The following is an 11,901-nucleotide window of genomic DNA, read 5'->3' as shown; positions in this document are numbered from 1 at the left end:
GGCAGGGACGCCGATTAGATTGGCGGGCATGCTCGATGCTGTTGATCATGCCCGGGACCTGGCCGACTTCATCGCGGCGTCCCCGTCCTCGTTCCATGCGGCCGAGGAGGGGGCGCGGCGGCTGGAGGCGGCCGGGTTCACCCGGCAGCTGGAGGCCGAGCCGTGGCGCAACGATCCCGGTGGGCGCTTCCTGGTCCGGGACGGCGCGTTGCTGGCCTGGCGGGTGCCGGCGGCGGCCGGGCCGACGAGCCCGTACCGGATCATCGGGTCGCACACCGACTCCACGACGTTCAAGTTGAAGCCGAACCCCGACTTCGCCAACGACGGCTGGGGTCAGGTCGGCGTGGAGGTGTACGGCGGCCCGCTGCTGAACTCCTGGCTCGACCGCGAACTCGGCCTGGCCGGGCGGCTGGTGCTGGCCGACGGCACCGAGCGGCTGGTCCGGACCGGGCCGATCATGCGGATCCCGCAGTTGGCCATCCATCTGGACCGGTCGGTCAACGAGGAGGGGGTCCGGCTCGGCCGGCAGCAGCACACGGCGCCGGTCTGGCTGGTCGGCGGCGACCGCCGGTCGATCCTTGATCATCTGGCCGAGCTGGCCGGGGTCGCGACCGCCGACCTGGCCGGCTACGACGTGCTGGCCTACGACACCGCGGCGCCGGCGATCTTCGGTGTCCATGATCAGTTCCTGGCCGCGAGCCGGCTGGACAACCTGAGCAGCGTGCACGCCTCGATCACCTCCTTGATCAACTCCGAGCCGGGCGACACGATCACCATGCTGGCCGCCTTCGATCATGAGGAGATCGGCAGTGGCTCGCGGTCGGGCGCGGCCGGGCCGCTGCTGGCCGACGCCGTGGAGCGGATCTCCGCGGCGCTCGGCGCCGGCACCGACGAGCGGCACCGGGCGCTGGCCGACTCGTACTGCCTCTCCGCCGACACCGGCCACGCCGTCCATCCGAACTATCCCGGCCGGCACGACCCGGTGAACCGTCCGCTGCTCGGCCGCGGGCCGCTGCTCAAGATCAACGCCAACCAGCGCTACGCGACCGACGCCCGCGGCGCCGCCGTCTGGCGGACCGCCTGCCGGGTCGCCGGCGTGTCCGGCCAGGAGTTCGTCTCCAACAACGACGTGCCCTGCGGGTCGACCATCGGCCCGCTGACGGCGACCCGGATCGGGATCACCACCGTGGACGTCGGCGCGCCGATCCTGTCCATGCACTCGGCGCGGGAACTGGCCGGCGTGGACGACCTGCGCGGGCTGACGTTGGCGATGCAGGCCTTCCTCGCCGGCTGACCTGTGCGGACCCTGTGAATCCCGGGCCCGGGGAACAGGGCCGGCGGGTCGTGAGTTGGGCCAGGTGATTGCAGCTTCAATTACCTGGAGGAAACGTATGACACAGCGGACCGCTCGCACAGACCTCGGCCTGCTCATCGCCCGGATCGGACTCGGGGTCGTGATGATCGCGCACGGCTGGCAGAAGTACGCCCAGAACGGGATCGAGGGCACCACGGCAGGCTTCCGCCAGATGGGTGTCCCGTTCGCCGAACTGGCCGGGCCCGGCGTGACGGCGCTGGAGATCTTCGGCGGCGCGGCGATCATCCTCGGCCTGCTGACGCCGCTGGTCGCGCTCGCGAACACGGCGACCATGATCGGCGCGGCCGTGCTGGTCCACGGCTCGAACGGCTTCTACGCGGCCAACGGCGGGTACGAGTTCGTCGGCCTGCTCGCCGTGCTGAGCCTCGGCCTGGCCGTGGCCGGAGCGGGACGGTACAGCCTCGATCACCTGCTGGTCGGCCGGCGGCGCGAGCGGGTCGCCGCCGCCCGCACCGCTCCCGTACCGTCCTGAGCGGTCAGTCGGAGAGAGTCAGCCGGAGAGGTCGTCGGACCGCCCGGCTTCGAGGCGGGACCAGTGCGCGATCGGGCGGCCGTTGCTGCGGAGGTTGCTGCCGCCGCCCTCGGCCCACCAGCCGCGCGGCCAGCCTTCGGGGGAGTCCTCCCACGGCTCCTGCCGGCCGAACACGGTGAGATCCAGCAGGGCGTAGCTGTTGTCCATCGCCTCGACCCCGCGAATGGTGGTCCAGTACGTCTCGTACACCCGATCGCGGTCGCGGACGTAGCAGATCAGGTACATCATCCCGGCCTGCCGGTCGGCCAGCAGCTGGTCGACGGCGGGGGCCTGCACGCTGTACCACGGCATCTGCCAGCCCATGAACTCGTGGTAGCGGGCGCTCTCCTCGTACGGTCCCTGGGCGAACACCGCGAACGTGGCGTCGCGGGACTGCAGGTAGCTCAGTTCGCCCACCTGGGTGGTGTAGAACGTGCAGCCCTCGCACTGGCCGGACGCCGGGTGGCCCGGGTGCCACATGAAGTAGTACGCGATCAGCTGGCAGCGCCCCTCGAAGGCGTCCAGCAGGGTCACCGGCCCGGCCGGCCCGGTCAGCGTGATGCCGGGGTCGACCTCGACCATCGGCAACCGGCGCCGGGCGGCCGCGATCGCGTCACCCTCGTGGGTGTGCGCCTTCTCCCGGATCCGCAGCCGGTCCACCTCGGCCTGGTAGGCGGCCCGGTCGGCGATCGGCGGCAGGTTCGTGATCAATGGAGTCCTCCTCGTTCGGTGTTGACAGCCGACCGACGTACAACCGGTGCCCGGGATCGACAGCACCGGACGAGAATTTCTCAGAGGTCGTCGAGGCGGCCGGCCAGATAGCGACGATCCGCGTCGGTCGGGGCCAGCCGCAGGGCCTCCTGGTACGCCGCCTCGGCCTCCTCCGTCCGGCCCGCGCGGCGGAGCAGGTCGGCCCGGGTCGCCGGCAGCAGGTGGTAGCCGCTGAGCTTGCCGGACTCCACGAGCTCGTCGACCAGGGCCAGCCCGGTCGGGATCCCGTCGGACATCGCGACCGCGACCGCCCGATTGAGCTCGACCACCGGCGACGGCGCCAGCCGGGCCAGCTCGCGGTAGAGCGCCGCGATCTGCGGCCAGTCCGTGCTCTGCGGATCGGGCGCCGTGGCGTGGCAGGCGGCGATCGCGGCCTGCAGCTGGTACGGCCCGCGGCGGCGCAACGGCAGCGCGCGGTCCAGGACCGCGACGCCCTCGTCGATCAAGGTCCGGTCCCACCGGCTCCGGTCCTGCTGCTCCAGCGTGATCAACACCCCGTCGTCGGTCCGGGTGGCCCGGCGTGATTCGTGCAGCAACAGCAAGGCCAGTAGGCCGAGCGGCTCGGGCTCGGTGGGCATCAGTCCGGCCAGCACCCGGGCCAGGTGGATGGCCTCCGCGGTCAGGGCGCGGCTGCCGTCCTCGTCGTCGTACCCCTGATTGAAGATCAAGTACAGGACGGCGAGCACGGCCGTCAGCCGCTCCGGGAGCAGGTCTGCCGGCGGCACCCGGTAGGGGATGCCGGCCTCGGTGATCTTGCGCTTGGCCCGGACCAGCCGCTGCGCCATCGTCGGCTCGGCGGTCAGGAACGCCTTCGCGATCTCCGCGGTGCTGAGCCCGGTCAGGGTCCGCAGCGTGAGGGCGACCCGGGCCTCGAACGGCAGCGCCGGGTGGCAGCAGGTGAAGATCAATCGCAGTCGCTCGTCGGGGATCTCGGCCGGCTCGGTCGGGTCGCGGGACAGCACCGCCAGTTGCCGAAGCTTGGACCGGCCGACCGTGTCCCGGCGCAGCCGGTCCATGGCCCGGTTGCGGGCCGCCGTGGTCAGCCAGGCGCCCGGCCGCTTCGGAATCCCGTCCCGCGGCCAGGTCGTCAACGCCGCCGCGAACGCCTCCTGCGCGCAGTCTTCGGCCAGATCCCAGTCCCGGGTCAGGCCGATCAGGGTCGCGACGATCTGGCCCCACTCGTCCCGGTACGCCGCGGCGACCGCCGCCTGGACCTCCGCCTCGGTCATTCCCAGACCGGTCGGATCTCGATGCTGCCCCAGTGGGCGTACGGATGCCCCTTGGCGATCGCGATCGCCTCGTCGAGGTCGGCGCAATCGAGCACCACGAAGCCGCCGACGAAGTCCTTGGTCTCGGCGAACGGCCCGTCCGAGACCAGCGTCTCGCCGTCCCGGACCCGGACCGTCGTCGCGTCGACCACCGGACGCAGTCTGGCCCCGAAGATCTCGGCGCCGCGGCGCTCCAGGTCCGCCACCCAGGCCTGGTGCACCGGGTCGGCGTCCAGCTCCTCGTTGCTGGGCGATGCCGTCTCGTCGTCGCAGATCAGCAGCACGTACTTCATGGGCGACAGTCTGACATCTTGCGCCGAGCGCAAGCGCGCATCCAACATCCGCGACCGTTGCACCTGTCCGCGACTGTTGCAGCGGTCGCGGTTGCGCGGAACGGTCGCGGATGCACGCGAGGAAGTTGATCAACCGGCTCGGTAGAGGTCGCGGACGGTGGCAAAGATGCGTTCTGGGCGGTCGGGCTCGAAGAGGTCGACCGCGGCGACGATCGGGCCGCCGGTGCCGTCGATCCGCCAGGCTGCGGGATCCTCGAAGCCGGGATCGGGCACGGTGAAGCCGATCGTCTCGATGGTGTCCAGCCCGACATCGATGCTCGAAGCGTCCAGGTCTCGCAGCGCGGTGAGCCGGAACCGCAACGTCGCCTCGGTCTTCCCGCGCAGGGCGGTCGACACGTCGACCGGGCCCTGCAGCACGTGGCCCTGGACCCAGAGCTGCTGCCAGGTCGCGTCGTGGACGTCGCCGGTCCACACCTGTTCGTCGTCCAGGAAGACGCCGATCTCGAAGTCGCCCCGCCGCGGCGGATGCTCGGCGCCGAACGCTCGGGAGTGCCAGAAGCTGAGCTCGTGCCGCGGGCTGTCCGGCTGGACCGTGATCGGGGTGGACAGCTGGGCGTACTGGCCTGCGGTGAGCGGGACCTGACCGGAGACCAGGACTCCGCGACCGTCCCCGTACATCGAACGCCGCTCGTTGGCGATGGTCGGTGCCCCGTCCAGCTGGAGCCCGTACGCGACGACGCCGAGCAACTGGCCGGACGAGGCGGCGGCGACCGCGGGACCGAGGCAACCGGCCGCGTACTCGGCGGTCGGCGGCAGCAGCCCGGCCAGCCAGCGACCGGCGTAGCCGAGCAAGATCACCTCCACGTCGTATCGGCCGGCGGTTTCGGTCACCGCCGCGAGGTCAGCGCCGACCTGGTCGGTCCGGATCGTGTTGAAATTGCCGCCGTCGAGGAACGGAAAGATGATCCCGTCGAGGTACGGTCCGTACTTGATCATGAATGCGTCGGAGGTCGCGGCCGGCCGGTAGGCGCAGGTGAAGAAGCCGAGTTCTGGGTTGATCGCGAGTTGTGCGGTACGGATCCGGGCCAGATAGTCGGGCGTGAAGACCGAGGGGTTCTCGGCCCAGTCGAAGTCGTCGATCGCCCAGGCGGTGATCACCGGGAAGTCCAGCGCCAGCCGCGCGAACGCTTCCGCCCAAGCGATGTAGTCCATCCGGTACGGCCGCGACGCCTTGCCCCAGCTGAACGTCTCCGACGGCGGCACGACGTACGGCAGCAGTTGCAGGCCGGCCTCCTGGGCGGCGGGCGCGAACTCGAACCGAAGATCATCGAAGTCGGTCGGCGAGTCCCAGATGCCGAAGCAGTAGTGGTTCGCGCCGAGGTCGCGCAGCCTGTTGATCATGGCCGGGGTGTCGACGTGCCGGTACCCGTCGGTGCGCGGCGCGGCCTCGCGAATCCAGCCGCCGACGGTGTTGCCGCCGACCAGGGCCGACCTGATCCCGCCGGGCGGAATCCGATCACGCAGTCCGGCGGCCCGGAAACGGGTCTGCGGCGACGGCTCGCTCATCGCGTAACCCTTCGAATAGTCGAAATTATTACCGATATACGAAGACGAGTCTAAGGGTGGCCGTGGCGCGATCGGGAGCCCTTGTCCAGATCCGGGTATCGTGCGCCCGTGGCACTCACCATCGGCATCGTCGGGCTCCCGAACGCGGGCAAGTCGACCCTGTTCAACGCGCTCACCCGCAACAACGTCCTGGCCGCGAACTACCCGTTCGCCACCATCGAGCCCAACGTCGGCGTCGTCGGCGTCCCGGACCCGCGTCTGGCCGAGCTGGCCAAGTTGTTCCAGTCCGAGCGAGTGGTGCCGGCCACGGTGAGCTTCGTCGACATCGCCGGCATCGTCCGCGGCGCCAGCAAGGGCGAGGGAATGGGCAACGCGTTCCTGGCCCACATTCGCGAGGCGGATGCGATCTGCCAGGTCACCCGTACCTTCCGCGACGTCGACGTGACCCATGTCGACGGCGAGGTCAATCCGGCCTCCGACATCGAGACGATCACCACCGAGTTGATCTTGGCCGATCTCGCCACGGTCGAGCGCGCGCTGCCCCGGCTGGAGAAGGAAGCTCGGATCAACAAGGACAAGCAGGCCTCCGTCGCCGCGATCAAGCAGGCCCAGGAGGTGCTCGACTCCGGGAAGACGGTCTACGCCTCCGGGATCGACCGCGAGCCGCTCCGCGAACTGTTCCTGCTCACCGCCAAGCCGTTCCTGTACGTATTCAACTGCGACACCGACGAGCTCGCCGACGAAGACCTGAAGAAGCGGCTCCGCGAGGTCGTCGCCCCGGCCGAGGCGATCTTCCTGGACGCCAAGATCGAATCCGAACTGGTCGAGATGGAGCCGGACGAGGCCGCCGAGTTCCTGGCCGAGATGGGCATCGACGAGCCCGGCCTGGACAACCTCGCCCGCGTCGGCTTCGACACCCTCGGCCTGCAGACCTACCTCACCGCCGGCCCCAAGGAAGCCCGAGCCTGGACCATCCCCAAGGGAGCCCTGGCCCCGCAGGCCGCCGGCGTGATCCACACCGACTTCGAGAAGGGCTTCATCAAGGCCGAGGTGATCTCCTACGACGACCTCGTCGAGGCGGGCTCCATGATCACCGCCCGCTCGAAGGGCAAGGTCCGCATCGAAGGCAAGGACTACGTGATGGCCGACGGGGACGTCGTCGAGTTCCGCTTCAATGTTTAGCTGCGTGAGGTGCTGTCTATAGGACTCTCAGTCCCTCATGGACTCTTGTATCCGGCGGTCCAGGTCCTCCAGTTCGGCCAACAGGTCGGACGCGGCCCAGATCCTGTCGCGCTTGCGCCCAGTGATCTCCTGGATGAATCCTGCGCGTTCCAGTTGGGACATTGCGCGGTAGGTCTGAACGCCGCCCGCTCCTGAGTATTGTTCGGCGTATCGCACGCGGTAGTTGCATCTAAGGAGAACAGATGAAGCTAACGACGTGCCTACTTGCATGAAGGCCGGACCTGGGCGCCAACAGCTGACGTTGATCTGGAACGGGGACGTCGTCGAACACGCTCCAACGTTGACTGCGGCCGCCGCCTTCGTGCCGAGAGTGGGCTCACTCGACCCGGCGGACCTCCTGGGGCCAGCCGCATGCCTCGGCGAGCTTGCCGGCCCACCGTTTCGCTTCCTCGAGGTCGGGGACGTCCACAACCGTCAGCCCGCCGAGGTACGCCTCAGCGGGAGCGTACGGTCCGTCGGTGATCTTGACCGTGCCGCTGGTCGCGTCGGCGTGGAAGGCGGTGTCGATGTCGTGCAGCCCGCCGGCGAACACGTACACGCCGGCGTTCTTCATCTCGTCCACGACAGCAGCGGCGAGCGGGCCGCGGTTGGCGAACCAGTCGTCGCTGTGGTGGCCGACCCACTGCTGGTTGAAGTAGATGATGTATTGGGTCATGGCTGCTCCTCGTGTCGGTAGCGTTCTTCTCAGCGGCGGGTAGCCGCGTCAATCCCTCCACGAAGGGTTCGCGGACGATCCGACATCTGGGGCGCAGCTTTCTCGCGCGAATTTGAAGGAGCCACGTCATGGTTGATCACGGCGCCTGGGATCTGATCGTCACGCCCTGGCACCTCGACGAGCACCTCTCGGGTTTCCCGATCCCCGCCACGGCAACCGAGGTCGTCCGTCCGCAGCTTCCTTCCGGCTCCGTCCCCGCCCGGATGAGCCTGCTGCACCGGGCCGTTTTCGACGCGGTTGCACGGGTCGCCAGGCCGCTGGTGCTCTCGGGCGACTGTCCCACGGCCCGGGCGACCGTGGCCGGCCTGCAGCGCCGCCATCAAGACCTGGCCGTGCTGTGGCTCGACGCGCACGGTGACTTCAACACGCCCGCCACCTCGACCAGCGGGTACGTCGGCGGGATGGCACTCGCGATGCTGACCGGTCGCGCGCCAGACCTTTTCGATGACACGCTCGGGCTGCGGGCCGTACCCGAGGCCGCCGTTGTGCTCGCCGATGCCCGCGATCTCGACCCCGCCGAACGCGACGCCCTCAGGAGCAGCCAGGTCCGTCGGATAACCGCCGATCCCGACGCGATCGTGTCCGCCCTCGGCCGGCTCGGGCCCGTACCCGTCTATCTCCACCTCGACATCGACGTGATCGACGAAGCCCAGGTCCCTGGCGCACGGTTCCCATCCGGGCCAGGACCTTCCCTTTCCCTGATCGAGGAATGCCTGGCTGCCGCCAGCGCCACCGCCCACATCGCCGGCGCCCATGTGGCCGGCGCCTGGCTGCCCGAGCATGCCGGCGACGAGCTCAGTCGCCGGACCATGAGCCGCCTCGCCGCAGCGTTGGGTGCCACGCTGATGCTGCCGCCCGGATGATCATGGTCCTCGTCGGTGCAGCTGCTGTACGCGATCGGACTCGCGAAACTCCCTAGGCTGGGCGCATGGACGAGATCGTCTGGTGGGAGATCGAATCGCCCGACCCCGAGCGCGCGCAGTCGTTCCTGTCCGCGCTGTTCGGCTGGTCGTTCGGCGAAGTGTTCGCCGATTCGGAGCTCGGCGCCGACTACTGGCTGATCATGGCCAACGGCTCGGGAATCGGAGGTCTGCAGCGAGCGGCGGCCGACCGGCGGCCCGCGGTGGGGACGCGGGTGTACGTCCAGGTCGCCGATCTCGAGTCCAAACTCGACCAGGTCACCGCCCTGGGCGGAGCGATCGAACGGACCAGGACCGAACTCGGCGGCGATGACCGCTGGTTCGCGACGTTCCGGGAGCCGACCGGCGTCTCCTTCGGGCTGTGGACACCGAACCCCTCGTTCCCTAGGCCGATCCCCCGACCGTTCGCTTGACCTGGAGCGCACTCCAGGAGGCAAGCTCTCGGGATGGACGACGAGACCAGCGGCGTGCCTGACCTCGATCCGGGCACCGACGGGCCGCTGGCGATCGGGCAGGTCTCGGCGCCGACCGGGCTGTCGATCGACACCCTGCGCTGGTACGAACGCGAAGGGCTGCTCGACCAGGTGCCGCGAGACTCGGCCGGCCGGCGGCAGTTCGACCGCCGGGATCTGAAGCGGCTGGTACTGCTGATCAGGCTCCGGGCGACCAGGATCCCGGTAGTCGAGATGCACCGGTACGCCGAGCTGGTGCGAGGTGGGCCGTCGACCGATGTCGACCGCGCCCTTGTGCTGGAGGCACACCGAGACCGCGCCCAGGCCCACATCGCCGACCTGCAACGAGATCCTGAGTTGATCAATCGCAAGATCAGCTCGTGCCGCCGTGCGCCGGCCGTGACGGAGGCGTAGCGGCGATTGATCGGGCCCTCGAGCATCGTCTAAAGGCTTCTCTGATATCGGGCGAGTGCAAGCCGGGCCGACGTCGTCGTGACGATGAGGAGCACCGCGAGCGCCGCCAGGTGTCCGATGGCCGTGACCCAGTTGGTGCCGAGCATCGCTGACCGGGCTGCTTCAACAGCCCAGTTCACCGGATTGAAGGTTGCGACGTGCTGCATCCACACGGGCATCAATGCGGTGGCGGTGAACATCGTGGACGAGAACATCAGCGGAAATGTGGTGAACAATCCGATCATGGTCATCGTCTCAGAACGCCGCACGACCAGGGCGAGGGCATGATTCGCCGTCGCGAAGGCCAGACACACGAGCGTGGCGGCGGCCAAAATGACCAGGAACCCGGCCAGCCCGCCGCGAAGCTCAGCACCGAACGCGACCGCGACGATGACGATGAATGCCGCTTGGGTGCCACCGACGATCGCTGCCTGGAGGCTCCGTGACCATAGCAGAGCGAACGGTGGCAGCGGGGTCGCCAGGAATCTGTCGATCGTTCCTCGTTCAAGATCATTGACGACGCCGCCGCCCTCCCAAGCCCCGTGATTGAAGGCGGCGAAGATCGCAATGCCCGGCGCAAGGTAGTCGAGGTAGTTGCTCGTTCCGAAGCCACCGAGCCTCGGGAGCGCATGGAAGAGCTGGCCGTACACCAGCAGCCAAACCAACGGCTGAACCACCATCATCGCGATCGCGACCGGTTGACGTCCGATCAGCCGGAATCCTCGGTTGAGGAGTGCCGTTTGGCCCTGCCACAGGGTCACGTCGATGGCCCTGTCGTCGCAAGGCTCTGGCCAGTGTGGTGCAGATACACGTCATCGAGCGTGGGTTGAGCAACCGCCGCCGACGCCGCGTCGAAACCTGCCTCTCGGAGTCCGTTCAGGAGAACGGGAAGGCTGTGGTGTCCATGATCGGTCCTGACCCGCAGGTTCGACCCTTGGAGGTCAAGATCGTGACAGCCGGCACGGCGCACCACACGGCTGACGACATCCTTCGGTGGCACCCGGGTCAACTCGATGATCACCGAGCCACCGCCGGGCAACTGTGCCTTGAGCGCCGTCGGCGTCCCATCGATGATCACCGTGCCACGGTTGATGATCACCACCCGGTCGGCTAGTTGATCGGCTTCGTCGAGGTAGTGCGTAGTGAGGAGCATGCTGATCCGACGCGTGCGTACGATCTCCGACAACTCGGTCCAGAGACTCGTCCGTGCCTCGGGGTCGAGTCCGGTCGTCGGTTCGTCGAGAAAGATCACCTCCGGCTCGTGCACGATCCCCATGGCGATCTCCAGCCGCCGTGCCATTCCGCCCGAGTAGGTGCCGACAAGTCGATCAGCGGCCGCGGCCAGCCCGACCAACTCCAGCAGTTCGGTCGTCCGTCGCGCCGCCGCCGTTCGGCGCAGCCCGTGGGCCGCCGCCTGAATTCTCAGGTTCTCGCGGCCGGTCAGATGGACGTCGGTGCCGGCGTGCTGTGCGACGTAGCCGATCCGTGCACGGATCGCCCGAGCATCCGTCGATACGGAAGATCCGGCGACCCACGCGTTGCCGCCGTCCGGTCGGGTCAGCGTCGCCAGAATGCGAACCGTGGTCGACTTGCCGGCGCCGTTGGGGCCCAGCAGGCAAACCGTTTCGCCTTCGGCGACCGAAAAGGACACATCGTCGACGGCGATCGTTCCGCCATACCTCTTGGCCAGCTTGTGCGCCACGATCGCGTCGGTCATGACGCGCCGTCGCGGCGAGGGCGTAACTTCGTCACGGCTCGATCTGCCCGTGATCGCGACTCCGGTCGATCCCGGCGGTCTCCTTCCGCGATGTCGGGGAGCATCTCGGCCAGTTCCCGGTGCCAGGCCAATTCGGCTTCGAGGTGGAGTTCGGTTCGCCGGAACCCGGCCAGACTTGCCGCCGAAAGATGATCTTCCCTCCGATGCAGCTCACGGGACGCAACGAGTTCGGCGAGTTGCCCGGCCAGAGCTTCTCGTCGCACGGCGAGCCGGCTGGCCAGGGCCTCGTGATCAAGACCGCCCGGCCACTTGAGCGCCGCTTCGACGGTGGTCGAGCGAACGAACGGCCCGGTCAGCGCGCGGTCGAGGTGGACGGCGAGTTCGGCTCGGCCCGCATCGGTGATCGCATACACCGTGCGTTGTGGTCGGCCTCCGTCCTGTTCGGTGCGAACCGGCTCCACCAGCCCTTCCGACTCCATTCGGTGCAGCATCCCGTACAACGCACCGACCTTGACTCCGCCCCAGGACTCGATGCCAGTCACCTCTGCGGTCCGGCGAATCTGGTGACCATGCAGGGGACCGTCGGCCAGCAGGCCGAGGATCAGCAACCGAACTGGA

Annotated in this window: 14 protein-coding genes; 6 read left to right on the top strand and 8 right to left on the bottom strand. The window is 68.7% G+C overall.

Features of this window, described 5'->3' with window-relative positions; translation table 11 throughout:
• Positions 1-28 precede the first annotated feature (28 nt).
• Together BKA15_RS08145 and BKA15_RS08140 are read left to right on the top strand one after the other, a co-directional pair.
• Positions 29-1,294: a M18 family aminopeptidase gene (locus BKA15_RS08145; RefSeq protein ID WP_179749694.1), complete on the top strand. Its 1,266-nt coding sequence runs from the start codon at positions 29-31 to the stop codon at positions 1,292-1,294.
• Positions 1,295-1,391: 97 nt separating this feature from the next.
• Positions 1,392-1,847 (top strand): DoxX family protein, encoded by a 456-nt coding sequence (locus BKA15_RS08140; protein ID WP_179749693.1) that lies wholly within the window; start codon positions 1,392-1,394, stop codon positions 1,845-1,847.
• Between the two features lie 18 nt (positions 1,848-1,865).
• Here BKA15_RS08140 and BKA15_RS08135 read toward each other — a convergent pair whose 3' ends face one another.
• From BKA15_RS08135 to BKA15_RS08120, 4 genes are all read right to left on the bottom strand, one after another.
• Positions 1,866-2,597 (bottom strand): DUF899 family protein, encoded by a 732-nt coding sequence (locus BKA15_RS08135; protein ID WP_246322292.1) that lies wholly within the window; start codon positions 2,595-2,597, stop codon positions 1,866-1,868.
• Between the two features lie 80 nt (positions 2,598-2,677).
• A complete protein-coding gene (locus BKA15_RS08130; RefSeq protein WP_179749692.1) occupies positions 2,678-3,886 on the bottom strand; it encodes an RNA polymerase sigma factor in 1,209 nt (402 codons plus the stop codon).
• The gene (locus BKA15_RS08125) at positions 3,883-4,218 is read right to left on the bottom strand and encodes a YciI family protein (protein WP_179749690.1); all 336 of its coding nucleotides are present in this window, start codon (positions 4,216-4,218) and stop codon (positions 3,883-3,885) included. The genes BKA15_RS08130 and BKA15_RS08125 overlap by 4 nt, the downstream gene beginning before the upstream one ends.
• A 129-nt stretch (positions 4,219-4,347) precedes the next feature.
• On the bottom strand, positions 4,348-5,784 hold the full coding sequence (locus tag BKA15_RS08120) for a hypothetical protein (protein ID WP_179749688.1): 1,437 nt from the start codon (positions 5,782-5,784) through the stop codon (positions 4,348-4,350).
• 108 nt (positions 5,785-5,892) lie between these two features.
• Here BKA15_RS08120 and ychF point away from each other — a divergent pair, with 108 nt between their 5' ends.
• The gene (gene ychF / locus BKA15_RS08115) at positions 5,893-6,966 is read left to right on the top strand and encodes a redox-regulated ATPase YchF (RefSeq protein WP_179749686.1); all 1,074 of its coding nucleotides are present in this window, start codon (positions 5,893-5,895) and stop codon (positions 6,964-6,966) included.
• 376 nt (positions 6,967-7,342) lie between these two features.
• Here ychF and BKA15_RS08110 read toward each other — a convergent pair whose 3' ends face one another.
• Entirely contained in the window at positions 7,343-7,681 is a 339-nt protein-coding gene (locus BKA15_RS08110; RefSeq protein WP_179749684.1) for a YciI family protein, read from the bottom strand.
• Positions 7,682-7,809: 128 nt separating this feature from the next.
• Here BKA15_RS08110 and BKA15_RS08105 point away from each other — a divergent pair, with 128 nt between their 5' ends.
• The 3 genes from BKA15_RS08105 (at position 7,810) to BKA15_RS08095 (ending at position 9,527) form a co-directional block, all read left to right on the top strand.
• Entirely contained in the window at positions 7,810-8,604 is a 795-nt protein-coding gene (locus BKA15_RS08105; protein ID WP_179749682.1) for an arginase family protein, read from the top strand.
• Between the two features lie 65 nt (positions 8,605-8,669).
• Complete coding sequence (locus BKA15_RS08100; protein WP_179749680.1) at positions 8,670-9,074, top strand: VOC family protein; 405 nt, start codon at positions 8,670-8,672, stop codon at positions 9,072-9,074.
• A 33-nt stretch (positions 9,075-9,107) separates the two neighbouring features.
• Complete coding sequence (locus BKA15_RS08095) at positions 9,108-9,527, top strand: MerR family transcriptional regulator (protein ID WP_179749678.1); 420 nt, start codon at positions 9,108-9,110, stop codon at positions 9,525-9,527.
• 29 nt (positions 9,528-9,556) lie between these two features.
• Here BKA15_RS08095 and BKA15_RS08090 read toward each other — a convergent pair whose 3' ends face one another.
• The 3 genes from BKA15_RS08090 to BKA15_RS37215 are packed head-to-tail and all read right to left on the bottom strand — an operon-like array spanning position 9,557 to position 11,825.
• A complete protein-coding gene (locus BKA15_RS08090) occupies positions 9,557-10,327 on the bottom strand; it encodes an ABC transporter permease (protein ID WP_179749676.1) in 771 nt (256 codons plus the stop codon).
• Positions 10,324-11,283: an ABC transporter ATP-binding protein gene (locus BKA15_RS08085; RefSeq protein WP_179749674.1), complete on the bottom strand. Its 960-nt coding sequence runs from the start codon at positions 11,281-11,283 to the stop codon at positions 10,324-10,326. Before BKA15_RS08085 ends, BKA15_RS08090 begins: the two co-directional genes overlap by 4 nt.
• Entirely contained in the window at positions 11,280-11,825 is a 546-nt protein-coding gene (locus tag BKA15_RS37215) for a PadR family transcriptional regulator (RefSeq protein WP_376766827.1), read from the bottom strand. The genes BKA15_RS08085 and BKA15_RS37215 overlap by 4 nt, the downstream gene beginning before the upstream one ends.
• Positions 11,826-11,901 lie beyond the last annotated feature (76 nt).

Origin of the sequence: Microlunatus parietis, from assembly GCF_013407955.1 — a bacterium.
In the GTDB taxonomy this organism is placed as follows: Bacteria; Actinomycetota; Actinomycetes; order Propionibacteriales; family Propionibacteriaceae; genus Microlunatus; species Microlunatus parietis.
The sequence above is the reverse complement of the archived record's forward strand: the minus strand, read 5'-3'. Positions and strand labels throughout refer to the sequence as shown.